Annotated in this window: 22 protein-coding genes; 9 read left to right on the forward strand and 13 right to left on the reverse strand. The window is 53.5% G+C overall.

Features of this window, described 5'->3' with window-relative positions; translation table 11 throughout:
* Positions 1 to 45 precede the first annotated feature (45 nt).
* The 7 genes from HS100_21545 (at position 46) to HS100_21575 (ending at position 7782) form a co-directional block, all read left to right on the forward strand.
* The gene (locus HS100_21545) at positions 46 to 975 is read left to right on the forward strand and encodes an alpha/beta hydrolase (GenBank protein ID MBE7436515.1); all 930 of its coding nucleotides are present in this window, start codon (positions 46 to 48) and stop codon (positions 973 to 975) included.
* A gap of 196 nt (positions 976 to 1171) precedes the next feature.
* Positions 1172 to 1852, forward strand: a complete 681-nt coding sequence (locus HS100_21550; GenBank protein ID MBE7436516.1) for a FadR family transcriptional regulator — start codon at positions 1172 to 1174, stop codon at positions 1850 to 1852.
* A 22-nt stretch (positions 1853 to 1874) separates the two neighbouring features.
* Positions 1875 to 3773, forward strand: coding sequence for a 2-oxoacid:acceptor oxidoreductase subunit alpha (locus tag HS100_21555; protein ID MBE7436517.1), 1899 nt, complete (start codon positions 1875 to 1877; stop codon positions 3771 to 3773).
* Between the two features lie 50 nt (positions 3774 to 3823).
* Positions 3824 to 4861: a 2-oxoacid:ferredoxin oxidoreductase subunit beta gene (locus HS100_21560; GenBank protein ID MBE7436518.1), complete on the forward strand. Its 1038-nt coding sequence runs from the start codon at positions 3824 to 3826 to the stop codon at positions 4859 to 4861.
* Positions 4862 to 4929: 68 nt separating this feature from the next.
* Complete coding sequence (arfB, locus tag HS100_21565; protein ID MBE7436519.1) at positions 4930 to 5331, forward strand: aminoacyl-tRNA hydrolase; 402 nt, start codon at positions 4930 to 4932, stop codon at positions 5329 to 5331.
* Positions 5332 to 5349: 18 nt separating this feature from the next.
* Positions 5350 to 6870: a beta-lactamase family protein gene (locus tag HS100_21570; GenBank protein MBE7436520.1), complete on the forward strand. Its 1521-nt coding sequence runs from the start codon at positions 5350 to 5352 to the stop codon at positions 6868 to 6870.
* A gap of 21 nt (positions 6871 to 6891) precedes the next feature.
* Positions 6892 to 7782, forward strand: coding sequence for an EamA family transporter (locus HS100_21575; protein ID MBE7436521.1), 891 nt, complete (start codon positions 6892 to 6894; stop codon positions 7780 to 7782).
* Between the two features lie 65 nt (positions 7783 to 7847).
* On the opposite strand, the gene HS100_21580 is transcribed toward HS100_21575, so the two are convergent.
* The 11 genes from HS100_21580 to HS100_21630 all read right to left on the reverse strand — a co-directional run bounded on the left by HS100_21580 (position 7848) and on the right by HS100_21630 (position 23058).
* Entirely contained in the window at positions 7848 to 9200 is a 1353-nt protein-coding gene (locus tag HS100_21580; GenBank protein MBE7436522.1) for a hypothetical protein, read from the reverse strand.
* 60 nt (positions 9201 to 9260) lie between these two features.
* Complete coding sequence (pyk, locus tag HS100_21585; GenBank protein MBE7436523.1) at positions 9261 to 10730, reverse strand: pyruvate kinase; 1470 nt, start codon at positions 10728 to 10730, stop codon at positions 9261 to 9263.
* A 183-nt stretch (positions 10731 to 10913) separates the two neighbouring features.
* Positions 10914 to 12224, reverse strand: a complete 1311-nt coding sequence (locus HS100_21590) for an acetyl-CoA hydrolase/transferase family protein (GenBank protein ID MBE7436524.1) — start codon at positions 12222 to 12224, stop codon at positions 10914 to 10916.
* The gene (locus HS100_21595) at positions 12221 to 13312 is read right to left on the reverse strand and encodes an alanine dehydrogenase (protein ID MBE7436525.1); all 1092 of its coding nucleotides are present in this window, start codon (positions 13310 to 13312) and stop codon (positions 12221 to 12223) included. Before HS100_21595 ends, HS100_21590 begins: the two co-directional genes overlap by 4 nt.
* Before the next feature lie 55 nt (positions 13313 to 13367).
* Positions 13368 to 14570 (reverse strand): ornithine--oxo-acid transaminase, encoded by a 1203-nt coding sequence (rocD, locus tag HS100_21600; GenBank protein MBE7436526.1) that lies wholly within the window; start codon positions 14568 to 14570, stop codon positions 13368 to 13370.
* 74 nt (positions 14571 to 14644) lie between these two features.
* Complete coding sequence (gene argF, locus HS100_21605) at positions 14645 to 15571, reverse strand: ornithine carbamoyltransferase (GenBank protein ID MBE7436527.1); 927 nt, start codon at positions 15569 to 15571, stop codon at positions 14645 to 14647.
* Between the two features lie 78 nt (positions 15572 to 15649).
* On the reverse strand, positions 15650 to 16552 hold the full coding sequence (locus tag HS100_21610; protein MBE7436528.1) for an MBL fold metallo-hydrolase: 903 nt from the start codon (positions 16550 to 16552) through the stop codon (positions 15650 to 15652).
* The gene (locus HS100_21615; GenBank protein MBE7436529.1) at positions 16519 to 17838 is read right to left on the reverse strand and encodes a DUF58 domain-containing protein; all 1320 of its coding nucleotides are present in this window, start codon (positions 17836 to 17838) and stop codon (positions 16519 to 16521) included. Before HS100_21615 ends, HS100_21610 begins: the two co-directional genes overlap by 34 nt.
* A 2-nt stretch (positions 17839 to 17840) precedes the next feature.
* Positions 17841 to 18803 carry a MoxR family ATPase gene (locus HS100_21620; protein MBE7436530.1) on the reverse strand — a complete coding sequence of 321 codons (963 nt, stop codon included), beginning with the start codon at positions 18801 to 18803 and terminating at the stop codon, positions 17841 to 17843.
* A 166-nt stretch (positions 18804 to 18969) separates the two neighbouring features.
* On the reverse strand, positions 18970 to 20406 hold the full coding sequence (locus tag HS100_21625; protein MBE7436531.1) for a glycosyltransferase family 39 protein: 1437 nt from the start codon (positions 20404 to 20406) through the stop codon (positions 18970 to 18972).
* A 258-nt stretch (positions 20407 to 20664) separates the two neighbouring features.
* Positions 20665 to 23058 carry a sodium-translocating pyrophosphatase gene (locus HS100_21630; GenBank protein MBE7436532.1) on the reverse strand — a complete coding sequence of 798 codons (2394 nt, stop codon included), beginning with the start codon at positions 23056 to 23058 and terminating at the stop codon, positions 20665 to 20667.
* Between the two features lie 199 nt (positions 23059 to 23257).
* Here HS100_21630 and HS100_21635 point away from each other — a divergent pair, with 199 nt between their 5' ends.
* The gene (locus tag HS100_21635) at positions 23258 to 23665 is read left to right on the forward strand and encodes an iron-sulfur cluster assembly accessory protein (protein MBE7436533.1); all 408 of its coding nucleotides are present in this window, start codon (positions 23258 to 23260) and stop codon (positions 23663 to 23665) included.
* Positions 23666 to 23753: 88 nt separating this feature from the next.
* Here the strand turns inward: HS100_21635 and HS100_21640 are convergent, their stop codons facing one another.
* Together HS100_21640 and HS100_21645 are read right to left on the reverse strand one after the other, a co-directional pair.
* Positions 23754 to 24311, reverse strand: coding sequence for a hypothetical protein (locus tag HS100_21640; GenBank protein ID MBE7436534.1), 558 nt, complete (start codon positions 24309 to 24311; stop codon positions 23754 to 23756).
* A gap of 70 nt (positions 24312 to 24381) precedes the next feature.
* The gene (locus HS100_21645) at positions 24382 to 24987 is read right to left on the reverse strand and encodes a hypothetical protein (GenBank protein MBE7436535.1); all 606 of its coding nucleotides are present in this window, start codon (positions 24985 to 24987) and stop codon (positions 24382 to 24384) included.
* A gap of 49 nt (positions 24988 to 25036) precedes the next feature.
* Between HS100_21645 and HS100_21650 the strand changes: the two genes are divergently transcribed.
* Positions 25037 to 25627 (forward strand): zinc ribbon domain-containing protein, encoded by a 591-nt coding sequence (locus tag HS100_21650; protein ID MBE7436536.1) that lies wholly within the window; start codon positions 25037 to 25039, stop codon positions 25625 to 25627.
* The last annotated feature ends 1 nt before the right edge of the window (position 25628 follow it).

Below are 25628 nucleotides of genomic sequence, written 5' to 3' on the forward strand. Positions count from 1 at the left end.
GCACGCCATCCGAAATGTTATCTCCTTTCCAAGGAAACGATTCTAATGAGTCAAAATTCCCATCCTCCGATCGGCAAATTGATAAATATAGGCAGCCATCAGTTACATCTATATTCTATTGGCGAAGGGAACCCCTCGGTAATATTTGAATCTGGCGGCGCAAGTTGGTCGCTGGATTGGAACATGGTTCAAACCGAAGTGGCAAAGTTCACGAATGCATGTTCGTATGACCGCGCAGGGTTTGGTTGGAGCGACTCTGGACCCACTCCCCGTACAAGCGAACAAATTGTTACGGAATTACATGCTTTGTTGACAAAAGCGGAGATCAAAAAACCATATATTCTTGTTGGCGCGTCTTATGGTGGTCATACTGTCCGGCTTTTTGCCAGAAAATATCCTGAGGAAGTGGCTGGTGTTATTTTGCTTGACGCGAGACACGAAGCCATCAACTCAAAAATGCCCCCGGCATGGAAAAAACTCGAAGCGTCTGGAAAGGGAATGTATTGGTTCATGCTACTGGCATCACGATTAGGTTTGCTAAATGCGCTGGGCAAATTAATGGGAGAAAAAGCCGCGCCACCAATAGTGATGAAATTGCCCTCTGAAATACGAACTACATATCTCGAAGTTGGATTCCAGCCAAAATATTTTCAAAGCAATCTTGATGAATTAGCCGCAAGCAGGGAGAGTGACAAGCAACTAAGCGTATCCGGCTCATTGGGAAATATTCCGCTAATCGTTTTACGGCATGGTATCCCTGATTTGTTTGCCGGTATGCCAGTCGAACAAGCAAAACAGGCTGAAATAGTTTGGCAAGAATTACAAGCGGAATTAGCAAAACTCTCGTCTAACAGTCAGATGATTGTTGCTGAAAAAAGCGGTCATGGAATACAAATTGACCAACCAGGTTTGGTGGTTGACGCTGTTCTTCAAATGGTTGAATCTGTTCGCAGAGTTTCAACTTCTACAAAATAAAGCCAATGCGCGCGGCAACCCTTCGACCCGCCTTTGTCAGTCGGGACAGGCTGTCGTGAAAAATCAAAGCATGTGATCTCCTTTATTTCATTTCCAATCGCCAACCGGGAGAACTCCTTGGTGGTTGGAACCAGGCATAATCTTGACATTCTGATAACCATGCCGTAAAATACGATTAATCGGATTAATCGTATATATGCTGCGTGACCGTGTTTCCCCCAACATTTCTGAATTTTTAAAATATCTGGCCGTTCATCCGGAAGCGGAAGCCAGCCTGCCCCCTCTCGTGGAGTTGAGTCGTGAACTGGGTGTTGGCGTCGCCGCTTTGCGGGAACAGCTCGAAGTGGCTCGCGCGCTTGGGCTGGTGGAGGTCAAGCCGAGGACGGGAATGAGGCGCAAGCCTTATAACTTCGCCCCTGCCGTCCTGAAAAGCCTGGATTATGCCATCGCGCTCAATAAGGATCATTTCATGGCATTCGCCGACCTGCGGCAGCACATCGAACTGGCTTATTGGCACCAGGCTGTCAGGACTTTGACGCCCGATGATCACAAGCATTTGCACGACCTCGTCGCGCTCGCCTGGGAAAAACTGCGCGGCTCGCCTCCGGAAATCCCCCACCCCGAGCACCGCGAATTACATCTAACCATCTACCTGCGATTGGGAAATCCGTTCGTTACAGGCATATTGCAATCGTATTGGGACGCCTACGAAACCGTGGGCTTGAACTACTTCACCGATTACAACTATCTAACCCAGGTCTGGAATTATCATCAAAAGATGGTCGACGCCATCTGCGCCAACGATGTCGACGGCGGTTTCAAAGCCCTCAGCGAACATACTGACCTGATTCACCAATTGATTTCATCGTCGCAATGACGAAAAACTTTCGAGGAGTTCCATGAACAAGATAGTGAACGATTTTTCGATCACGGTCGGCACCAAGAACGGTTCCGGCAGTTCGACCGCCAACAACACCATCTTGCGAGCCATCTTCAAGATGGGCATTCCCGTTTCGGGCAAGAACCTGTTCCCCTCCAACATCCAAGGTCTGCCCACGTGGTACACGATCCGTGTGAACAAGGATGGATTCATCGCCCGCCAGGAAAAAAGCGACATCGTGATCGCGATCAACCCGGATTCGTTCGCAAAGGACCTCGCCTCGGTCACGCCGGGCGGAGCTTTTTTCTACGCTGACGATATCAAACAGCCGATCGAGCGTGTCGATATCGCCATCTACCCGATGCCGATCAAGTCCATCGTCAAGAACGACCCGAACGTGCCGAGCGATTTCCGCGAACTGGTGGGCAACATGGTCTATGTCGGCGTGCTGGCGCAAATGATCGCCATGGACCTGGAGACCGTCAAAGCCGCGCTCACTTTCCATTTCAAAGGCAAGCAGAAGCCGATCGACATGAACTTCAATGCGGTGAGGGCTGGCGCGGAGTGGGCGGCGGCAAATCTCGAAAAGAAAGATCCATACCAGCTCGAAGCGATGGACAAGACCGAAGGCTTGATCATGGCGGATGGCAACACCGCCGCCGCCATCGGCTCGATCTTCGGCGGAATCCAGTTTGCGGCGTGGTATCCGATCACGCCCGCCTCTTCCCTCGCCGAATCGCTGAACGATTTCCTGCCCATCCTGCGCAAACGCGATGACGGAAAACACACCTATGCGGTCGTGCAGGCGGAAGACGAACTTGCGGCTCTCGGCATGACGGTCGGCGCGGGCTGGGCCGGCTTGCGCGCCATGACTTCCACGTCCGGTCCGGGCCTTTCGTTAATGACGGAATTCGCCGGTCTCGCTTATTACACCGAAGTCCCTGTTGTAGTATGGGACGTTCAGCGCATCGGTCCTTCCACCGGTCTGCCGACGCGTACCTCGCAGGGCGACCTGACCTTTACCGCGTTCATCGGTCACGGCGACTCGCATTCGGTGATCCTTTTACCAGGCGACGTGTACGAATGTTTTGAATTCGGCTGGAAGTCCTTCGACATAGCCGAACGACTCCAGACTCCCGTCTTCGTGCTCAGCGACCTCGACATGGGCATGAACCAATGGATGAGCAAACCATTCCAATATCCAGACACCCCGATGGACCGCGGGAAGATCCTTTGGGAAAAGGATGTGGAAGAACTCAAAGGCAATTGGGGACGATACCGTGATGTGGATGGCGACGCCATCCCCTACCGCACGATTCCCGGCAGCACGCATCCCCTGGGTTCGTATTTCACGCGCGGGACCGGTCATGATGAGAACGCGAGATATACGGAGGACTCGGAGACCTATGTCCGCAACATGGAACGTCTCGCCCGTAAACAGCAAACGGCGAAGCAGTACGTCCCTGCGCCGATCCTGCGCGAGACGAAAGGCGCGACGATCGGCATCCTTGCCTATGGCTCGACGGAGAACGCCATTCTCGAAGCACAAGATAAATTGGACAGGGAACACGGCATCAAATCCGAGTTCATGCGCCTGCGCGCGATCCCGTTCACAAAGGAAGTGGATGCCTTCATCGAAAAGCACGACCAGGTCTTTGTGGTCGAAATGAACCGCGACGGACAGATGCTGCAGATCCTATACACGGAATATCCGCAATTCGCAAGCAGGTTCAGGTCTGTCGCATATCAGGACGGTCTGCCCGCGGCGGCAAAGTGGGTGCGCGAAGGGATCCTTGCGAAGTACGAGTCAGTGGGCAGTAAAAAACCCAACGCGAAGAAAACTGTTGCGAAGGCGAAAGTGGCTCCGGCTGGAAAAGCGGCGGTGAAAAAATCCGCCGGCAGGTCGAAGCGAAAGTAGTTACCGGTGACGATGAAAAGGAGTAAAAGACAATGACTGAAACCCTCCCCATGGCTGGCGCGCCCGCAAACGTGAATGCCGTCGGCCTGACAAAAAACGATTACCGCGGTTTCCCCAGCACATTGTGCCAGGGCTGCGGACACAACTCGATCTCCAACCAGATCGTTGCCGCAATGTACGAGATGAGCGTCCTGCCGGAGGACGTGATCAAATTCAGCGGCATCGGCTGTTCGTCCAAATCGCCGACCTACTTCATGAACCGTAGTTTTGGTTTCAACAGCCTGCATGGGCGCATGCCGTCCATTGCAACCGGCGCGCTCTTCGGCGATACGCGCTTGAAAGGAATCGGCGTATCCGGCGACGGCGACACTGCCAGCATCGGCATGGGACAATTCAAACACGTCATGCGGCGCAATGTCAATCTGGTTTACATCATAGAGAACAATGGCGTCTATGGCCTGACCAAGGGTCAATTCTCCGCCACTGCTGAAAAAGGCCTGCAGTTGAAGAAACAGGGAGAGAATCCCTACATGCCGGTGGATATCTGCATGGAGGGATTGATCTCGAACGCCACCTTCGTGGCGCGTTCCTTCGCGGGCAACCCCAAGCAGGTGAAGGAATTGCTCAAGGCAGCCTTCGCCCACAAGGGCATCGCTGTGCTCGATATCATCAGTCCGTGCGTGACCTTCAATAACCAGGAAAATGCCTATCATTCCTACGCCTGGGGCAAGGATCACGAAGAACCGCTGCACGAAATTTCCTACATCGCGCCTCGCAGCGAGATTATGCTCGAACAGGAAATGATGGAGGGCGAGATACGCGAAGTTGACATGCACGATGGTTCCACCGTCATTCTGAAAAATCTCGAAAAAGGTTACGATCCGACCAACCGCTATCAGGCTTTGCACGCGCTCGAGGAAGCCCAACAGAATAACTGGCTTCTCACCGGCTTGATCTATGTCAACACACACAAACCCTCACTGACCGACATCTACAACCTGGTCGATACGCCGCTAAACCGCCTGACCGATGCCGAATTACGCCCCGACCGCGCGATGATCGACAAGGTCAATGAGTTGATGTTCTAATACCCCTCACCCCCAGCCCCTCTCCCTTTTTGGGAGAGGGGCTTTTTGTTGCGTTTATAATTTAGATAATGAACAGACTCGACAACGAAATCACGCTGGAATACATCCGCGCATCGGGACCGGGTGGACAGAATGTTAATAAGGTCGCAACGGCTGTGCAGCTGCGGTTCGATATCATCCATTCCCCGTCGCTCGGCTCTGACTTAAAGGGACGACTGATTCGGCTTGCCGGAAAACGGGTCACCGCTGGAGGCGTGTTGATCCTCGAGGCAAAGCGCTTTCGCACGCAGGAGGCGAACCGCGCGGATGTTCTCGACAAGTTCCACGAGTTGATCCGCAAAGCGGGCGTAAAACCCAAGACGCGTCACAAGACCAAGCCAACGAAGGCTTCAAAAGAAGAACGAATGGAGGGGAAGAAAAAACGGGGCGAGATAAAAAAGTTAAGACAAAGAAAATTCAGCATGGAATAGCATCAAATGGAGAATGCCATGGTTTATCGTTATTTGCATTGGATTATTCTTATATTCCTGAGCCTGATATTCCTCCCCAACAGGCAGACAAATTTCGTCCGTGCGCAGAAAGCCGATACGAACGTCATTGACTCTTATGTAACCGGGAAAATGAATGAATTAAGAATTCCCGGGGCGGCGATCGGGATCGTTCGCGGCGATCAAATTGAATACGTCCAGGGCTACGGCATCGCCGACGATGCGGGCCGAGCCATGACGCCGCAAACGCCATTTCTGGTCGCTTCGTTCAGCAAATCAATAACGGCACTGGGGGTCATGCAATTGGTGGATGAAGGCACGATCGATCTGGACGAGCCAGTGCAAACCTACATCCCCTGGTTTCAGGTCGCGGATGCAGAATATTCAGCGCAGATCACCGTCCGTCATCTGCTCAACCAGACGAGCGGATTTTCAGAATTTGAGGGTGATAAACGGAATTTGGATAACCGGTTTACAGACGATGCGCTCGAGGAAAGTATCCGCGAATTGAAGGACGAGAAGCTGAAATTCCCGCCCGGCGCCATGTTCGAATATTCGAACACGAACTACGATATTCTGGGCTTATTGATCCAAACGGTATCGGGACAATCCTACGAATCCTATATCGAGGAACGCATCTTTGCTCCGCTGGGAATGAAAAACTCATACACATCCCTCCCCGAGGCACACGCTGCGAACATAACCAGCGGATATTACCCCTTCTTCGGATTCCCAATCGCATGGGAAGATCACATGCCCTATTCCCGCATCATCACCCCGTCAACGGGGCTGTTTTCAAGCGCTGAAGACATGTCGCGTTACCTGGTTGCACATCTCAATCAGGGAAATTATCAGGGCGTCTCCATCGTCTCGCCAGACGGAGTGGAAGAACTCCACACGTTAGCCGTAAAATACAGCGAGAATGCCGGTTACGCGATGGGATGGACGGTTTTTCCATTCCCACAGGCCGACCCAGACAGCGAGCCTCCAACCACACTCGCGCACGGCGGAAGATGGGTCGGATATCGCTCGCTGATGGTCATCGTCCCTGAAAAGGAAATCGGCGTGGTGGTTATGTTCAATAAAAGCGACCCAGGCAGAGATGGGGCTATGGATAATATCGGGTGGTCACTCACTTTACTCGCATTAGGGCTGAAGCCGCTTGAGCCGCCCGCGCCGGATTTTCTTTCGAGCTATGGGCGCGCTTTGCTTGCTGGAATCCTACTGTCGCTCCTTGCCGGGTTGACATGGTCCTTCAGGAGAATCCGTCTCTTATCCTCACAACAGGGTTTGGATGCAGGAAAGAGGAGAAAAGTCGTCAATCAGATGATCGCATTGACGCTCCTTGACCTGACCCTGGCAGGCGTGCTTTTATTCATCTGGCTGCCGGATCAAAATGACACCATTCCGCTTGCCCTGGGTTTCAGTCCCGATGTTGGCTGGATGTACGTACAATTTCTCTTAATGACTCTGGGCGGCGGTTCGGTGCGCACAATATTTTTATGGATGAAAATTAAGTGAGTTCGATATAATCGGGGGTCTATGCACAAACATCACACATTCGCAGGTTTGATCTCCGGTCTTACTGCCGCCTCGATCTGGGGCGGCATGTACGTTGTCAGCAAGGTGGTTTTGGAGGTCATCCCTCCATTCTCGCTGTTATTGATCCGTCTGATCATGGGCGCGATGGCGCTGGGACTGGTGATCTATTTTCGGAACAAAAAAGCGATTGAGGCGGCTCCGATCACCGCCGATCTTTTTTGGAAAAGCTTTCTGGTCGGTGTCGTCGGATATGGAGTATCCCTCGGCTTTCAATTCGTCGGGACGAAACTCTCTACTGCGTCGAATGGGTCTTTGGTAACATCCGCCACGCCCGCTTTCGTTTTGCTGTTCGCGCCGTTCCTGCTTGATGAAAAACCAACAGCATTGCGAATCGGTGCGCTGGTCGTCTCCACATTGGGAGTACTGGCGGTCATCGATCCGCGCAATGCCGAACTTTCGCCTTCACTATTTTGGGGCGATATAAGTCTGCTTGCGGCGGCTTTGACCTGGGCGCTCTATTCGGTTCTGGTGCGGAAAGTCTCGCAATCCACCGATCTTCTGACTTCCAGCGCGATCATGCTGTTAGGAGGAATTCCATCAAGTTTTGCGTTCTCGATTTGGGAAGTCAACACGATCGGAATCGGCGAGATCACACCGGGCATCATCGGCGGTTTGCTCTTTCTCGGCATCATCTCAACCGCCATCGCAATGTTCCTGTGGAATTATGCCTTCGCAGAACTTCCCGCCGGGGTGGCGTCACTGACTTTTTTTGCGCAGCCTGTTGTAGGGACCTTATTAGGCTGGCTCTTTCTCTCCGAGGAGATCACGCCCCTGTTCATCTTTGGCGGAATTTTGATCGGAATCGGAATCCTGATCGCCACGAGGGAGTAAAACCCGACGGGTGAGAAATACCGTCCTTTTTACGGACATCAATTTCCGGCGGGGAGCGAAGCGTGTCAGGCGGTGGGATTCCGCAACCGTTGAAGGAAAGGCATTCGGGCAGGTAAATCCTTGAGCAGAAAATCTGCCACAAAGAAAATCAGAAACCAAAAGCCGAGTCGCATCAGGACGTTATGAGGGATCGAATGGCGCGCGACGTCGTTCACATCCGCCGCCCACACGAGCACCGCCTGCGGATACGAAAGCAGAATCATCAAAACGGGAATCAGCCAAAGCGCGCGACCATCCCTCCACGCGAACGCGGCGACAAATGCGGCGATGAGATTTACGGCGAAGAAAAAGATCAACCCGAAGCGCGTGGGGTATAAAAATTCCGCGATCCTGTCGTTCGCGATGATGGGGCGATAACCCGTCGCGGTATAGTAATAAACGTCGGGATAAAAACTTTCCTCCGGGGTTTCGAGAAAAACGTTCTGGAAGGTTTCAGCTTTATAGAACCATAGAAACCTGACATACTCCCGCGGTCCGGGACCCAGAGCCCATTGACGGAATTCCTCCTGGTCCTGATCGAACATGAGCGCCATGTTGACCGCAAACGTTTCACCGGGCTGCATATTCCTCGCCATACGCACAAGCCGGTCATCCACCGGCATGCCATGCTGGCGGAAGTATTCTGTATAGATTTCGGATGGGAAAATGCGCAGGGAGGTGTTCATCAGGATGGCGCGATAAGGTCGCAGCCCCATCAGGGAAAGCTGGGAGCTTGCAAGGAAGATTAGTAAAAATGCCCCACCAACCATCCACGCTTTATGACGATGGATTGAAAAAGCAAAAACAACGGAAATGAGCCCAGCGATCATTAGAAGAATATAGGCGTTCGTATCACGGGTGAATGCGAAGAAGAACGCCAGAATGACAAGCAACGCCGCCTTGTAAGTCGCCCAACCGGCGAACAGCCAGACGGCAGCAGCAAGGAACAGCGCCATGAAGGAAAGGGAAATGGATTCGCTACCCATGAAGGGGTCCCACATGAAAACGTCGCGGCTCACGCTGAAGGCTAATGTAACGATAAAAATCAAAGGTTTCAACCAGCCGGTCTTCAATGCATGAGCGGCGGCGAATGCGAGCGCTATCCAACTTGCGATGGAAAAAAATAACTGGAGTTTGAAGATCGCCTCAGGGTCTGAGCCAGCGAACTTCCAGAGTAAAGCGGTGATCGGGGGGCGGGCATCCGTCCAAAATTCAAGTGAAAAGACGGGCAGGCCTGCGTTATGGAAATAATCCTCCGTATCGCCGACAAGGCGCGGCTCCCTGATACGATCCGCATTCTCTTCACGAACATATCCATAAATGAAGCCAGCGGCAATCTGAATCGCAAGGATAAGAATCGTGTAATATTTTTTATTCATCACGTCGTTTCAGCAAACATGTTTCGGCTTGTTATTGAGCAACAAGCCGTCGGGTATTGTTTATTTCTCCGCCAATTTTCGCGCCAGTTTCACCGTTGCCTCGCTCGCCACTGTGTGAAGAAGCGCCATGTTTGGCGGGCGTTGTTCGCCGATGGGGAATCCGCAGACAAGCACCACCTGCTGCCCTGGCTCGATGCCTGATTTCAACAAAACCGCATCCACCTCTGCAAGCATGTCGTCCATGCTCTTTGCAAACTTCACAAGATAAGGCTGTACGCCCCATAAGAACGCAAGTTGGTTGAACGTATCCGGCTCCGGGGTAAATGCAAGGATTTGCTTCGACGGCCTGGCTTTCGACATCAACCACGCAGACCGTCCGCGCATGGTGAATACGGATACCGCTTCCACTTCCGGATCGCTCGCCAGAGCGTTCGCCGCGCGAGCCATCGAAGCCGCATCGCTCTCGCCCAAACCTGCCCGGGCGTCCTGGCGGCTTCCCCACTCTTTGAAATGAGACTCGGCTTCCGCGACGATGCGCGACATCATCTCGACCGCAAGGTGCGGAAAATCACCAGAAGCCGTCTCGGCGGAAAGCATGACCGCATCGGTCCCGTCGAAAACAGCATTGGCTATATCCGATGCCTCGGCACGGGTGGGAAGCGGATTTTGAATCATGGATTCGAGCATCTGCGTGGCGGTAATGACCAGTTTCGCGCGGGCGTTTGCGGCACGAATGATCAATTTTTGCAAGGGAGGCACACGTTCCGGCGGGAGTTCCACACCCAGATCACCGCGAGCCACCATCACGCCATCCACCACATCGAGAATATCATAAAGTTCGTTCAAGGCTTCCGGTTTCTCTAGTTTTGCGATCAACATCGGCTCGCGCTTCCCTGCGGAATATTCATGGATCGCCTCACGAACCGTTCTTACGTCCTTTGCGCTACGGACGAACGAAATCGCCACTGCATCCACGTTCTGCGAAATGCCGAAGGCAAGGTCGGCTTTATCCTTTTCGGTAAACCCTGCAATGCGGAGTTTTACCCCCGGCAGGTTGATCCCCTTGTGCGAGGAAAGCAAACCCCCCACCAACACTTTGGCGTGAACGACGCGACCTTTCGCAGAGATGACCTGAAGCGCAAGCCGCCCATCATCGAGAAGCAGTTTATCGCCTTTTTGCACCGAGTCGAACAATTCACGAAAATCAACGGGAATGACCTGATGTCCGTTCTTCGGCGGCGAATCCTGCGTGGCATACAGACTGATCTCCTCCCCCGCGGAAAGTTGAAGCGGATTTTCCAATTTACCCACCCGAATCTTCGGTCCCTGCAGATCCTGGAGGATGCCGACCGGGATGTTCAACCGCTTCGACACTCTGCGGATTCGGTTTACCCGCTCGCGGTGCTGTTCGTGCGTGCCGTGCGAGAAATTCAAACGGGCAACATTCATCCCCGCCCTCATCAAGGATTCCAAAACATCCTCCGTGTCCGACGCGGGACCTATGGTTGCAACGATCTTTACATTACGCATTGTATTTCTTCCTGGTTTATCGAATCTGATTTGACGAATGACCCGCTCCAGGCGGTTTCTCGGTCCAAAACGCCCCGATGATAGGGAATAACGCGTGAAATGTCAAGCGGGTCGAATTATTATCAGGTTAACAAAAAAACGGACGCGGAGTTACGCCATCTCCGCGTCCAATTCACTCAGTTATTACAGGTAATGCAAATCCCGCGCCTGTTTCTTCAATTCGTCATGGAACTGCGGATGCGCAATTTCGATCAATGCCTGCGCGCGCTGGCGAATGGTCTTTCCATAAAGGTCGGCGATACCGAATTCTGTTACGATGAAACGCACATGATTGCGGCTCGTCACCACCCCTGCGCCGGGTTTGAGCATGGCAGTGATTTTGCTGATCGCAGCGCCATCCTTCATGATCGCTGTGCTGGGAAGGGCAATGATGGGAACGCCGCCCTTCGAACGTGATGCGCCGTAGATGAAATCCAACTGTCCGCCGACCCCGCTGTAAAGTTTGGGTCCAATGCTGTCTGCGCAGACCTGCCCGGTAAGATCCACTTCGATGGCGGAGTTGACCGCCACCATTCTTTCGTTCTGGGCAATAACGAATGGATCGTTGACGTACTCGGTGCGATGCAATTCGATCAAGGGGTTGTCGTCGACCCAATTATAGAGGCGTTTGGTCCCGAGGATGAAACCCGCTATGATCTTGCCGGGATGAAGGCTCTTGCGCGCGTTCGTCAGGACACCCGCATTAACGAGGTCGATCACGCCATCGGAGAAAAGCTCGGTATGGATACCGAGGTCTTTTTTATCAAAAAGATATTTCAAGACCGCGTCGGGGATGTTTCCGATCCCCAATTGCATCGTGGCGCCGTCAGGGATCAAACCCGATATATGACCGGCGATCTTCTGTACGGTCTCCGCGCCGTCCTCCTCGGCCATCGCCAATTCCGGGATGTCATAGCTGACCTGCACTATGTGGGTCAAACGGCTGACATGGATGAAGGAATCGCCAAGCGTGCGCGGCATTTTATCGTTTACCTCGGCGATGATGATCTTGGCAGATTCAGCCGCCGACTTCGTTAACCCGACCTCGACCCCCAAACTGCAAAAACCGTGTTCGTCCGGTGTCGACACATGGACGACCGCAACATCCACCGGCAAAATCCCACGCTTGAATAACAATGGAAATTCCGAAAGAAGCACGGGGGTGAAGTCTGCGCGTCCCTCCTGCACAGCATTGCGGATGTTGGCGCTGATGAACATGGAATTTACCCGCAGGTGCCCTTCCATCTCCGGGCTGACGTAATCTGTCGCGCCGACGGTTAATGCCTGGCAAATCTCCACGTCTTTCAGGTTGGGGGCATATTCCACCAACGCAGCGAGCAGTTTTTGAGGGACGGATACATTCCCGGTCAGGAAAACCCTGTCCCCGGATTTGATCGTCTTGACAGCCTCTTGAGCGGTTGTCGCTCTCGATTGATAATTGGATGGGGTGCTCATTTTGAAGCCTCCCGCCCTTTCAAACTTAGCAGATTGACCAGATTTCCCTGATGAGTGTTGATCGCCACCTTTATGGATGAATCCGCCTCCATTGCGGCATCGATCCCGCTGTTGGCGATCTGAGTGATAAAGGGAATCGCCGAGTTCACCAAAACATGGCTTGCCGTCCGCGCCACCAGGCTTGAGATGTTCGGCACACAGTAATGCACCATATTCTCATCGATGAAGACCGGGTTATCGTGCATCGTCGGGCGTGACGTTTCTACACATCCACCCTGATCGATGCTGACATCGATGATGACAGACCGCGGTTTCATCGAACGAACCACATCCCGCGTCACCACGATCGGGGCACGTTGTCCGGTGATCAGAACCGCTCCGATCAAAACATCGGCATAGGCAGCCACGCGTTCGATATTGCGGGCTGTGGAAAGCATGGTCACCACACCGGGTAACTTTTCGGTCAGATTCTCCAGAGCGCTCATCTTCCTGTCGAGTACGGTCACATGCGCGCCTGCGCCCATCATCGCTCGCGCAGCCGATGACCCCACCCCCCCGGCTCCGATAATCACTACTTCCGCAGGCGGGACACCCGGCACACCGCTCAGCAAAATCCCCTTCCCGCCGCGATTGGTTTGAAGAAAACGTGCGGCAATCGGGGCAACCATCGCGCCGCAGATTAGGCTGAACGGACGGAGGACCACATGACGCCCGGCCGGGTCCGTGATCTGTTCATAGGCGAGGGCAGTGATCTTTTTCTCAATCAACAGGTCGATCTGATCCTGTGAACTGGATGCAAGATGCAGGAACCCGGCCAGCGTGGCTCCCTCTTTCATCCATTCGATCTCCTGTTTCAGTGGACGCGAGATCTTCAACAGAAGATCGGCGCGGCCGAAGACTTCCTGCGGCGAATAGGCGATTCGCGCCCCAAACTTTTCGTACTCTTCATCCTTGAATCCCGCGCTCAATCCCGCCTCATGCTCGACGAAGATCTGATGCCCCAACCTGGAGAGAATCTCCACTCCGGCCGGAGACAGACCAACCCGGTATTCAAAGGGGCGGCTTTCTTTTGGAATCCCAATATACATGCTTCCTCCGTTGAAAAGACCCTAAAGGTCTCAATGCCCTTAGGGTCTCGAATTTCTATTTCATATTGAGCGTTTCCCGAATTGCGGGCAACGCCCATTCGATCGTTTCCCTGTCGATGACCAAAGGCGGCGCGAAACGGATGACGTTATCGTGCGTCTCCTTTGCGAGGATGCCTCTTGCCTTCATTGCCTCGCAGAATCGACGCGCGCCGCCTGCCTCGGGTTTGAGTTCCACGCCGATGAGCAAACCCTTCCCTCGAACCTCTTTCACATGCGGACTTGGGATTTCGCTCAATTGCTCCACAAAGTAGGTCCCCAGCTCCATTGCGCGTTCCGCCAATTTTTCATCACGCATAACTTTTAATGCCGCGCGCGCCACCGCCGCCGCCAGCGGATTTCCGCCGAAGGTCGAGCCGTGCTCGCCGGGAGTGAACAAGCCAAGGATTGGCTTATCCGCAAGTACAGCGGAAACGGGATAGAAACCACCCGCCAGCGCTTTCCCGATGATGACGATATCCGGGCGGACCTCTTCATGATCGGAGGCAAAAAGTTTTCCTGTTCGGCATAAGCCGGTTTGGATTTCATCCGCCACGAGCAGCACGTTGTTCTTCCTGCAGATTTCGGCGACCTTTTTTAAATATCCATCCGGGGGAATAATAACGCCCGCTTCGCCCTGAATCGGCTCGAGCATAACCGCTGCCGTATTGGGAGTGATCGCTTTCTCGATCTCGCCCGCGTTCCCATATTCCACCACTACAAATCCCGGCGTGAATGGACCAAAATCATCGCGGTAAAGCGGCTCGGTGGAAAATGAAATAATGGTTACGGTGCGCCCATGGAAGTTATTCCCAGCCACGATGATCTCCGCTTGATGGCGCGGAATCTTCTTGACCTGGTATCCCCACTTGCGCGCAAGTTTGACGGCCGTCTCGACCGCCTCCGCGCCGGAATTCATCGGCAATGACATTTCATACCCCGTCATTTCCGAAAGTTCCTTGTACAGCATCGGCAGTTGATCGTTGCGGAATGCGCGCGAAGTCAGTGTGACTTTTTTCGCCTGTTCCAATAATGCCTGTAATATTTCCGGATGGACGTGTCCCTGGTTGACCGCCGAATACGCGGATAGACAATCGAGATATTTTTTACCGTCCACATCGTAGACCCAGACCCCTTCCGCCCTCTCAATGACCACATCCAACGGATGGTAGTTGTGCGCGCCGTACTGTTCTTCGATTTCGATAAAATCCCGGGTTTTCATTGAACAGATATCCTCTTAAATAATTGATTTTGGTGTCAGACAATCGAATCTCTTATTTCGAGCATCGCCCTTCTTCACGCCACGCCAAACAGCCTAGCAAGGATCGCCTTCTGCGCATGCAGCCTGTTATGCGCCTGCTGGAAGATCGCAGAATGAGGGCCGTCTGCGACATCGTCGGTCAATTCCTGGTTGCGATGCGCAGGCAGGCAGTGCATTACGATCACATCCCTGTCCGCTTCGCTCACCAATTTTGCGTTGACCTGATACGGCGGGAAGATCTTCTCACGGATCGCGGTCTCTTCTTCCTGGCCCATGCTTGTCCAGGTATCGGTGTAAATGACATTCGCCTTCCTGACCGCTTCATGGGGATCGCGCACGAACACCAGTTTGCTGCCGGTTTTGCGGGCAATGGCTTGCGCGATCTCGACCGCCCCCGGGTTCACGTCATACCCTTCCGGCGTCCCCACAGTCATGTTCCAGCCAAGTTGGGCTGAAACGTGCATGAGCGAAACCGTGACGTTGTTACCATCGCCCACATAACTGATATTCAGACCTTTCGATTTCTTGCCGAATTTTTCGATGATGGTCAACGCATCCGCCATCCCCTGGCAGGGATGATTGTAATCGCTTAGACCGTTGATCACGGGAACATCCGCCCATTGCGCAAGTTCCACGACATGGGCATGGTCGAAGGTGCGCGCCATCAACGCCTGAACATAGCCGGATAACACCCGCGCCACATCCGCGATCGACTCGCGTTTGCCGAGCCCGATCTCGCTTGGAGAGAGGTAAAGCGCATCGCCGCCGCAATGCCGCATGGCCATATCGAACGATACGCGGGTACGCAGGCTCGGTTTTTGGAAGATCATCCCAAGGACCTTGCCCTTGAAAAGCGGTTTATTCCCCTTCTTGAAATACTCCTTCTTCAGCTTGACCGCGAGGTCGAGAAAGTCCTGGATCTCATCCGATGAAAAATCAGAAATCGCAATAAAGTCCTTCATGTCATCTCCTTAAGCGGGAGTATAACGGTATTCGCCATTTTTGCCACGTCCCTTGCATCACGCGTTCGGCGTGACATATTACCCGCCCCGGACCTTCCTCCAATACCGCATCAAACCGTCCGCGCTCATCGCCACCGGATTCGATAGTGAGTACGCGCGCACGACCTCATCGTTGAGGTTTTTCTCCCGGCTCTCCTCCTCCATCCACAGGGTGAATTCCTCCCTTAATTCCTCGATGGAAGGATTACGAGCCATCACACGTTCCAGCCAGGTCTCCATCGCAGCCAGAGTCTGGTCCAATGAACTCAAATGCCACCCTACATCCTCATATAGACCGAAATGGGTGGGCGCGATCCTTGAGAATTTCATGCCGCGCAATCGCGCCAAAGAGTCACGCCATTTGCCGAAGTGCAGTTCCGGCGGCGGCATGGGCGCGCGCAAATATTGAAAACCGGGGATTCGCACCCCGCCCACATCCCCGCTGAAACATATGTCCTCGAAGACATAGGCATAATGATGGTCGGCATGCCCGGGGGTTTGGACGGGTAGAAACCGCAAATTTCCGATGACGATCTCCTCCGCATCATTCGGGACCTTGAGCCTGCTCTCCGCCACAGGCAGGAACTCACCCCAGAGTTGATCCATCCTATCCCCGTAAATACGGGTTGCGCTGGCAATAAGTTTTTCGGGGTTAAGCATGTGCGGCGCACCGATGGGATGCACGAATATCTCCGCACCCTGGCGCGAGAGCCAGCCTGCCGCCCCGGCATGATCCAGATGTATGTGCGTGAGCAGGACGTGGGTCACGTTTCGGGAGGACAAGCCCGCATTCGCCAGACCAGCCTCGAGCGCAGAAAGAGTCGAACCGGGTCCCGATTCGATCAACACAACTGCGTCTCCATCCCGAATCAAATAAGATGCGATGGCCTGAGTCTTCCCCTGAAAGTTTAGATCGATTGTGCGTAGGTCGGCGTTTGCCATGTACGGGGTCCCTGGAGATTGAAATTTGTCGAGATTCCTGAAAGAGTTTCCGAAAGATTATCGCCGCAAGAAACAGAGACGACGGGCACGCGCCTTTCCCGCAAGGATGCCAGCAAATCCGCCGAGCCTGTCGGTCCCTCGAAGGACTTTGCGTCCAACAATACCACGATGGGGGAAAGATAGCGGCGAAGAACTTCATCGACTGCCTGGAACAAGTCTGGGCGGGTGGTGGGAGTGACAAGAATGACGCTCGAACCCTGGGGAAGGAGCGCGGCTTGTGTGGCGATAAGGCCTCCAAGCGATAGAACTCCATCGGCTTTTACGAACGCCAGCATTTCGAGAACTTTCGCCTCCTGGCGCACGCCCCGCTCCGCTGGAAGGATGTTCAACACCTGCCCTGCACTGGCGTAACCGACCGCGCGACCCTGCCGGATGAAATAATGCGCGAGCGATGCCGCGATGCTGACGGAGTATTCCAACGTGGAGGGAGGAAGTTCGATCTTTGGTCGTCTCATTAACAACATGGTCTGGAAAGGCGCTTCCATCTCTTCATGTTTTTTCTGGAAGTGAACAGCCCGTTGGGAATCAAGATATACCCACACTTCGGCCTGCGGGTCCTGCTCAAACTCTTTGACCATAAGACGCCGACGCCGCGCGCTCGTGGGCCAGTGGATGCGCTTCATCGCATCACCGGGAACGTATTCTCGAACGCCTGATGCGTGAGGGGTAATATCCGCCGACTTCCTGCGAATGACCGGTCCTCCCGTCAAAATCCCCTGCGGGGATGGGAAAGCCTGAATTTCGTGAATCATTGGAAGGACGATCAATGTCTCGCCGGCTTTGAATTGTTTTCCCGCCGTGAACAAGCCGAACGGATCCCCGGTCGAGACATGCGTTGGACCCAATTGAAAACTTCCGCGGCGGGTCAGCCAGGTGCGAGCCGTATAATTTCGCAGCTGTTTTGCCATTACCAGTGTGAAGAGGCGTGAACCTGAAGCGAACGGGATGGTCGTTCCATTAATCACTTCGATCCATGCGGCTGGAATTCGGCTGCGATTGGTCAGTTTGATATTTTCCTCGAGCACATCCCCCACGTTAGCCCGCAATTCGCGCGAACTTCGCTCCAGGTAGAGCCCTCTTGCCACCCAGAAGGTCCACAACCAGGCGAGAAAGGCGAGCAGGATGCTGCTATACAGGAATCGGGAATAGACCGGCGCGCCATTGACCAGCACGCCGATGATACCGACAAGAAACATCATAAGGACGAGAGTCCGCCCGGCTTTCATCGCTATTCTTTTTGAGCGGCTTCGTACGTACCCCCCGGCACGGGGGTGGCAAGGACGATTTCCTGCACGATCCGATCCGAACCGAGGTCGCGCAACCGGGCCGCAGCGCTGACGATGATGCGGTGAGCCAGAACCGGTACTGCCAGTGCCTTGATATCGTCAGGCAGGACATGATCCCGTCCATGAAGAGCCGCGCGTGCCTGGGCGGCGCGGGAAAGAAAAAGACTTCCGCGTGGGCTCGCGCCAAGATAGACATCCTGGCTCTGCCGGGTGCGTGTGCTCAATTCCACTATATATCGCTTGACCGCATTCGATACGTAAACCTGCCGGATGGCCTCGCTCATCCGGATCACATCCTCCCCCGTCGCGACTGATGTCAACGCCTCGAGCGGATGTTGAATTTTTTGATCCTCCATGATGCGGATCTCATCGTTTATGCTCGGATAACCCAGGCGCAACCTCAACAGGAAACGGTCTAACTGAGCCTCGGGAAGCGGAAACGTCCCTTCGTATTCGATCGGGTTTTGCGTGGCAAGCACGATAAACGGCTTGGGCATGGAGTGGGTTACGCCATCCACGGTAACCTGACGCTCCTCCATCGCCTCCAAAAGCGCCGCCTGGGTCTTGGGTGTGGCGCGGTTAATCTCATCTGCCAGGATGATCTGACCGATGATGGGACCCGGGCGGAATTCGAACTCGTTTTTCTGCTGGTTGTAAATGGAAACCCCGGTCACATCACTGGGGAGCATATCCGGCGTGAATTGGATTCGATTGAACACGCAATCCAATGACCGGGCAAGGCTGCGCGCCAACACGGTCTTTCCCACACCGGGGACATCCTCGATCAAAATGTGACCCTGGCATAACAACCCGATTACAACCAGCTCAAGCGACTGCCGCTTGCCGACGATCACTTTTTCCAGGCTGGAGACGATACGTTCTCCAAATTCTTTTACATCCGCCATTTGGTAGAAATCCTTTCAGGGAAGATGCGCGCATTCTAACATGCGGGATGGGATGGGGGCAATAAAACCATCCCATCCTCTGGTATGGATTAGGAGTTCCAATTAATCAGGCGCCGATGCGCCGAAGAAATCTCAACTTTAGAAAACAAGTAATGAATCAGCCTTCTCATCGGGTTTTTTCGTAAACCACAACCTCCTGTGTAAAATAAATCCGGGCGTAATTGGGATTCATTCGAAAGGAACGCCCAAGTTCCCCTTTGGCATTATTAGCTGTTAGAACGGCGTAGTCATACGGGAGATCATTATCCTGCGACCATTGTTCGACACAGTCCACGGATTTGCACCTCTGCAATTCCGAGAGAACGGAATAACGCTGGAAAAATCCATCCGCTAGCAACCATTCATACCCTTGGATGGTGGATTGACTGCGGCGGCCTGCGAGTGCGGGAAACCACTCCACGAACGGGTCGGTCTCAGGGCTTGGAACGCCTGTCAATGGCAGGAAGAGTGCATCAGAGGGTGTATTTACTTCCATCCATTTCATAGCCTCCCGTTCGCCCAGAGTAAGGCTGTTTCCAACCAGGCGAAATCCATACAGATTTGATTCAATAAACATATAGATCAGAATGCCCAATAAAACATTATTTATTTTTTTGTCTTTATAAATTTCCGTCACCACAGGCTTGCGTCTCAAGATTGATGCCAACCAAGGAATCGCCTGCGCGAATGCCAGCGCCAACATCATCGTCAAAGGGTAATTCGCCACGCTTGGAGCGCTGCGTGGTTCGACCAGATACGGCAGGATGGTCCAGAGCAGCAATACATGCCGCCGTGTCCAAATCGACCAACCGATGCCGATTATTCGCAAAACTGCCAAAACAGGAAAAATACCCCCGCCAATCAACAGATCCATCATGGCATTCCATATGGGTTTCCCGTTGTAGCCAGTGTGCAAAGCGGAAAGGAATGGAGCCAGCCCGTGATATGAAATCACCGTCAACCACCACACAGATGTAACACCCAGAGTGCCGACGCCTACCAATATCGCTCGCCGGAAAGACCTGACACTCCGTCCATAAAAAAACCACAGCAATAAACAGATGGCAGCAGTATGGAAGCCGGCTTCGGGATGGCTTAGAACAGCCAACGAGCAGTAAAGGATTGACAACGCGATATTTTTTACAGTCCCTACCTTATATGTGCGTAGAACCAACAGGATCGAGAGCAATAAAAAGATCGAGCCAAAACTGCGAGTAAGCCCGCCGCCCATTACGAACCAGCCATATGCACCAGGCGTGAGCGCGTAAAATCCGCCAGCCAAAGCACCCAATGATCTCGATGCGAGAATCTCAGAAGCTAATAAATAAAAAACGAGTATTGTTACTGTATTGACAAACGGGGGCATCCAGCGAAGGATATCTACATCTGAAATGCCCAATGTGGCAGATAAAAAGTGGGCGAAATAAAAGCCGAATGGCGGATAAGCAAAGGGAATATTTAATTGGTTATACGACGTAAACCTGGGCAGAAGCCCCTGGCTTTCCTGTAAATCCTGGATCATACTCAGGAACATGCCCCCATCGTTGAGGGGAAAATCGGTCATAAGTCCAGGAATGAAACGGACAAAAGCCCCAAAGAACACAGAGATTCCAATTATCAAACCATTCCATTCAGCCTGAGTAAGTGTCTTCGATTCGTTCATAGAAAGAGTGGTAAAAGATCGGGATGAGGGTAGTAATCACCCATTAAGCGAAGCGGCTGTAAACAAAAAAGGAAGGGGAATTGGTGGTATTCATTTCATTGCCGGTATCGATAAAAAGCCCCGCCTATCAACACAGCGGGGCTTTCCTGGACTTTGCTATTACTTCTTTTTGGTGCTTTTCCTGGCTGCGTTGCCTGCTTTCACTCCTGCCGCCATTTCTTCAGCAGGAGCTTTGGAGCGCATTACCGCCCAGGCAAGCACACCCAAAAGCACGGCAGCTACGACCCAAACGGTATACAGCGCCGGTCCTTTGACGCCCTGATATTGGACGACAATGGGAGCGATGATCACTGCAACGAGATTGACCACTTTGATCATTGGATTCAGAGCCGGTCCGGCTGTATCCTTGAAGGGGTCTCCGACCGTATCTCCCACAACACCAGCCTTGTGACGCTCGGAACCCTTGCCTAGATTCTTCTTCGGGTCCTTGGGTTCATCTTCGATCAACTTCTTGGCATTATCCCAGGCGCCGCCGGAGTTGTTGAGGAAGACCGCAAGCAATTGACCGGAAACAATGATGCCAGCCAAAAAGCCGCCAAGGGCTTCCACGGTCAGGAGCAAGCCAACGACGATGGGTGTCACGATGCCGAGCAGAGCAAGCGAGACCAATTCCTTCTGAGCGGCGGTGGTCGAAATACTGACCGCCTGGGCGTAATCGGGCTTGACCTTGCCGGTCAACACGCCGAGTTTGAACTGACGGCGGACTTCCAACACGATCAGCGATGCCGCACGGGCAACCGCCTGAATGGCAAAGGATGAGAACAGCCAGGGCAGCGCTCCGCCGAGGAGCATACCCACAAACACCTGTGGAATATCAACACGGATACCGATGGTTTGGATCTGCTGTTCGACAGGAATACCGAAGCCGGCCTGCGCTCGGGACACATCCACGAGGAAGGAGCCGAAAAGTGAAACCGCCGCAATCACCGCCGAGCCAATGGCAACACCTTTTGTTATGGCTTTGGTTGTGTTGCCCACCGCATCGAGATCCGCCATGATCTGCTGCGCGCGTTTTGTGTCTTTATCCGTCTTGCCGGACCAGGACATTTCGCCGATACCGTTGGCATTATCTGCTATCGGGCCAAAGGAGTCCATCGCCACATTGTTGCCCGTCAGAGTCAACATACCGATGCCGGTCATGGCAACGCCATAAAGCACGAACGTCGCCCGATCCGCACCTTCGACGCCGGGGATGGATCCGAAGATAAAGATGGAAGCAATGATGGTCAATGCAATGACAATCACAGACCACACGGACGATTCGAATCCGACAGAGACGCCATTCAAGATCAAGGTCGCAGGACCCGTATCCGCTGATTTCTTGATGTCATTAACAGGCGCGGCATGCGTACCGGTGAAGTATTCGGTCAAACGATCAATGAGGATGGCCAGCAAAACGCCCACGCCAACCGCCGTCGGCAACCGCCACCAACCGCCCCATTGATTCATTTCAGCCGTATTCAAATAGGCGTAACCGGCGATGAAGAACAAAGCGGCTGAGATCACGGCAGAGGTCAGGAAACCGCTAAAGATCGCTTTCATTGCATCTTCGCTCTTGCCAGTCTCGCCGCCGCGCACGAAATATGTACCGATAATGGAAGACAGCACGCCGATACCACGGACCACGAGCGGGAATACGATCCACTCGAGTTGGCCGGTGATATGCCAGAGCGCCAAACCGAGGATCAAACCGGAAACAATCGTTACCTCATAGGATTCGAAGATGTCTGCCGCCATACCGGCGCAATCACCGACGTTATCGCCGACAAGGTCAGCCACAACAGCCGGATTGCGCGGATCATCCTCAGGGATGCCTGCTTCGACCTTGCCGACCAGGTCTGCGCCGACGTCGGCAGCCTTCGTAAAGATGCCGCCGCCCACGCGCATGAACAGCGCAAGAAGCGTACCGCCGAAACCGAAGCCAAGCAACGCATCCGGAGCGGCAATGCCGAGGATGATGAAGATGATGGTACCGCCCAACAAGCCAAGCCCATCTGTCAGCATGCCTGTGATGGTACCGGCTCGATATGCGATGCGGAGCGAATCACCGAAAGACTTCTTCGAAGCCGAAGCAACCCGGACGTTGGCTTCCACTGCCATGCGCATACCGATCTGACCGACCAACAGGGAGAAGCCCGCGCCCATGACAAATGCAAAAGCGCGTGCCACACCGATGATCAATTTAATCCGTTCTACAGATTGACCATGGAAACGCTCAAGTGCTTCGGGCGTTGGCGGTACGACGTATACTGAAAGGAACAGGGCGATGGTAAGAATGCCGATCAGTGGAAGGATGGATTTCAACTGCTTCTGCAAATACGCATCCGCGCCGGACTTGATCGCGCCCCAAACCTCCTGCATTTTTTCCGTTCCCTTATCCTCGTTGAGGATTTGAGAACGCAAAAAAACCGCGTATCCGAGCCCAAGCCATGCAACGGCAAAAACGGCCCAAATCGCGATCTGTTCAATGCTGGATAATCCCATTGTGAACATGAAAGGATACTCCTCCTACAGAGATTAAAAAATAAAGGCTTCCGCCTTTTAAGCAGGGGGATTTTACAGTCGGGAAGGGTTTATGTCAAGAAAATGAGAACCAGACTTATCTTTGCGCTAACAATTGGGCAGAATAAGTTGACACTCCCCATCAAACCTGATAACATTTGCCAAAATTGGTCGTAAAAAGGAGAACCTCATGCTCCAGGAAATTAATACCCGTCTCTTTACACTCACCCCTGCCGCGAGCGAAGCCGTCCGGAACATTCTGACGGATCGAAAACTCGAAGGATACGCCCTGCGCGTGTACGTAGCTGGGGGCGGTTGTTGCGGCGTAAATTTCGGCATGGCGCTGGATAACAACATCCGCGACGTCGACACAACATTTGAATCGGACGGCGTAAAGGTAGTGGTGGATGAAGTCTCCATCGATTACCTGCGCGACGCCACTGTCGATTTCATTAACGATCCCGTTCGCGGAGCGGGTTTTGCGGTGGATAGCCCTCATGCAAAAGGTCACAGCCATGGCGAGGGAGGCTGCGCCTGCGGTTCCGGCGGCGGGGACGGTGGCTGCGGCTGCGGCGGGTCGTGCGGTTGCAATAATTAATCGCATAAAGTAAATGAAAATGGACGGGTATGATACCCGTCCATTTTTTTATTTTTACGGACTTGAAAAAGAAACGACTCGTCCCATGCTATCGACCTCTCAAAAAAGAGATCAGGGTTCCAAAAGCCCCAATGAATCCGAGACCGATGATGAACAGACCCATCGGAATGCGATTTGATGTCTCGAAATTAGGAAGGAAAGTGGGGACAATAAGTTCCGGCGGAGGCGTGAAAGTAGGAAGGCGGGTCGGGGTGACCGGGTCGATGAACGCGGCGGCAAGGGTGGGGTCGATCGTCGGGGTGGAGAGCGGTGTCGGCGTGCTTGGCGCAGGAATCTCGGGAAGGCGTCCCGTCTTGATTATTGTCACATATGGACCATATACCCATGCCACGGATTCCGGCACGCCCGGGTAATAAACCTGTATCCAATTTCCATCCTCCGAGATGCCCAAGGCGGGAGCCTCCTGCCCGAGAAGGAGGACTCCGATGGAAGGGTACAAATAGGAACTTGGACCGGAATAGACATTGACGATTTCCAGGTCTTGATTGACACGGACGATCATGCCGGTGGCGGTACCGGTCACGGTCGGCACTGAACCGGTGGGTTGTTGGGCAAAAACGATGCCCTGCGCAGAGTCCGAAAACATGGATAATATCCCCGCAGAAAGAATTATCATAGCCAAGACCAGATGTTTCATCGAACCAGGCATGATGCGCTTACCTTCGAATAAACGAGAGCAAGAATCCGAGGACACCTAAAACAACAAACGCAATAATCATGGATGCCCAGGGGATGTCGATTTGGGATGTCTCAGGTTCAGAGATTTCGATCGCCGCCAATGTTGGCGCTGGCGTATATGTAGGCAGGCGTGTCGTCGTAGGATGGATGACAAATTGTGCCGCCAGGGTCGGATCGATCGTGGACGTGGCCGGCGGCACCGGTGTCGGAGGCGGTTCGACCACCTGAAGGTTGCCGGGAGGAGAAACTTGCACAAGGGGCGAATAGACCCATCCCTTACCCCCAGGCGCGGACGGGAATTCGATCTGAATCCAATCGCCTCCTGCAGAACGCCCCAGGGCTGGAGCCGTGGACCCTGTCAACAGGACGCCGACGACAGGATAGACCGTCGAGCTGGGACCCATCCGGACATTTATCTGCGGTTCTGTGGTAATGACCGTGATGAATAACCCGGTCGCAGGGGCGGGAGTCTCTGTCGGTTGCTGAGCCAGAACAAAATCGGGAGGAGAAGCGAGGGAAATCCCAAAGAGGAAAAGCGCCGCGAAAATTACCAGTAGGATGAATTGAAACCTGTTTTTTGTCATTTCGTAAAACTTCTTAAAGGAGAATCGCAAAGGCGATTATAATCGAGATATGGAGCGTAAAATCTATCACGGAAAGATCAAGCCGGTGGATATCGCCCAGGCGCTTTTGGCAGAGTTCAACCAGGGTAATATGCGCGCTCAAACATTGGGGCATAGCGATCGACTGGTGGTACAGGTGGGCACAAGACCAGATGCAATGTCCGGCGGACAGACCGCCATGACGGTCACCATTCAATCCATCGAAGATGAAGGGATCATGGTGGAGTTGGGACAACAAGCCTGGCTTGGAGTTGCAGCAAGCCTCGGGATGAGCGCTCTTGCCGCAATCAAGAATCCTTTCAGCTTGCTGGGGCGGCTAGATGATATCGCACAGGATATCGAGAACCTCCAGATCAGTGAACGGGTTTGGGCGGTAATTTCCAAGGCTGCGCGCGCGGCGGGCGCTTCAGCTGAACTTTCCGAAAATCTAAAACGCACGACTTGCGAATATTGTCACGTCGCCAATCCGGTCGGGGAACCGTCCTGCACTGCCTGTGGAGCCCCACTCGGTTTGGTGCAGCCCAATACCTGCCCCCAATGCGGCTTCGTGGTGAAGACAGGCGCAAAATCCTGCCCAAATTGCGGGAACTCGCTTCGATAAA

This window comes from Anaerolineales bacterium (genome assembly GCA_015075725.1).
Lineage (GTDB): Bacteria > Chloroflexota > Anaerolineae > Anaerolineales > Villigracilaceae > Villigracilis.

Excerpts from the sequence above, each read along its gene's own strand:
- HS100_21545 (MBE7436515.1), top strand. The coding sequence starts at position 46 with ATGAGTCAAAATTCCCATCCTCCGATCGGCAAATTGATAAATATAGGC.
- HS100_21550 (MBE7436516.1), top strand. The coding sequence starts at position 1,172 with ATGCTGCGTGACCGTGTTTCCCCCAACATTTCTGAATTTTTAAAATAT.
- HS100_21555 (MBE7436517.1), top strand. The coding sequence starts at position 1,875 with ATGAACAAGATAGTGAACGATTTTTCGATCACGGTCGGCACCAAGAAC.
- HS100_21560 (MBE7436518.1), top strand. The coding sequence starts at position 3,824 with ATGGCTGGCGCGCCCGCAAACGTGAATGCCGTCGGCCTGACAAAAAAC.
- arfB (MBE7436519.1), top strand. The coding sequence starts at position 4,930 with ATGAACAGACTCGACAACGAAATCACGCTGGAATACATCCGCGCATCG.
- HS100_21570 (MBE7436520.1), top strand. The coding sequence starts at position 5,350 with ATGGTTTATCGTTATTTGCATTGGATTATTCTTATATTCCTGAGCCTG.
- HS100_21575 (MBE7436521.1), top strand. The coding sequence starts at position 6,892 with ATGCACAAACATCACACATTCGCAGGTTTGATCTCCGGTCTTACTGCC.
- HS100_21580 (MBE7436522.1), bottom strand. The coding sequence starts at position 9,200 with ATGAATAAAAAATATTACACGATTCTTATCCTTGCGATTCAGATTGCC.
- pyk (MBE7436523.1), bottom strand. The coding sequence starts at position 10,730 with ATGCGTAATGTAAAGATCGTTGCAACCATAGGTCCCGCGTCGGACACG.
- HS100_21590 (MBE7436524.1), bottom strand. The coding sequence starts at position 12,224 with ATGAGCACCCCATCCAATTATCAATCGAGAGCGACAACCGCTCAAGAG.
- HS100_21595 (MBE7436525.1), bottom strand. The coding sequence starts at position 13,312 with ATGTATATTGGGATTCCAAAAGAAAGCCGCCCCTTTGAATACCGGGTT.
- rocD (MBE7436526.1), bottom strand. The coding sequence starts at position 14,570 with ATGAAAACCCGGGATTTTATCGAAATCGAAGAACAGTACGGCGCGCAC.
- argF (MBE7436527.1), bottom strand. The coding sequence starts at position 15,571 with ATGAAGGACTTTATTGCGATTTCTGATTTTTCATCGGATGAGATCCAG.
- HS100_21610 (MBE7436528.1), bottom strand. The coding sequence starts at position 16,552 with ATGGCAAACGCCGACCTACGCACAATCGATCTAAACTTTCAGGGGAAG.
- HS100_21615 (MBE7436529.1), bottom strand. The coding sequence starts at position 17,838 with ATGAAAGCCGGGCGGACTCTCGTCCTTATGATGTTTCTTGTCGGTATC.
- HS100_21620 (MBE7436530.1), bottom strand. The coding sequence starts at position 18,803 with ATGGCGGATGTAAAAGAATTTGGAGAACGTATCGTCTCCAGCCTGGAA.
- HS100_21625 (MBE7436531.1), bottom strand. The coding sequence starts at position 20,406 with ATGACCGATTTTCCCCTCAACGATGGGGGCATGTTCCTGAGTATGATC.
- HS100_21630 (MBE7436532.1), bottom strand. The coding sequence starts at position 23,058 with ATGTTCACAATGGGATTATCCAGCATTGAACAGATCGCGATTTGGGCC.
- HS100_21635 (MBE7436533.1), top strand. The coding sequence starts at position 23,258 with ATGCTCCAGGAAATTAATACCCGTCTCTTTACACTCACCCCTGCCGCG.
- HS100_21640 (MBE7436534.1), bottom strand. The coding sequence starts at position 24,311 with ATGTTTTCGGACTCTGCGCAGGGCATCGTTTTTGCCCAACAACCCACC.
- HS100_21645 (MBE7436535.1), bottom strand. The coding sequence starts at position 24,987 with ATGACAAAAAACAGGTTTCAATTCATCCTACTGGTAATTTTCGCGGCG.
- HS100_21650 (MBE7436536.1), top strand. The coding sequence starts at position 25,037 with ATGGAGCGTAAAATCTATCACGGAAAGATCAAGCCGGTGGATATCGCC.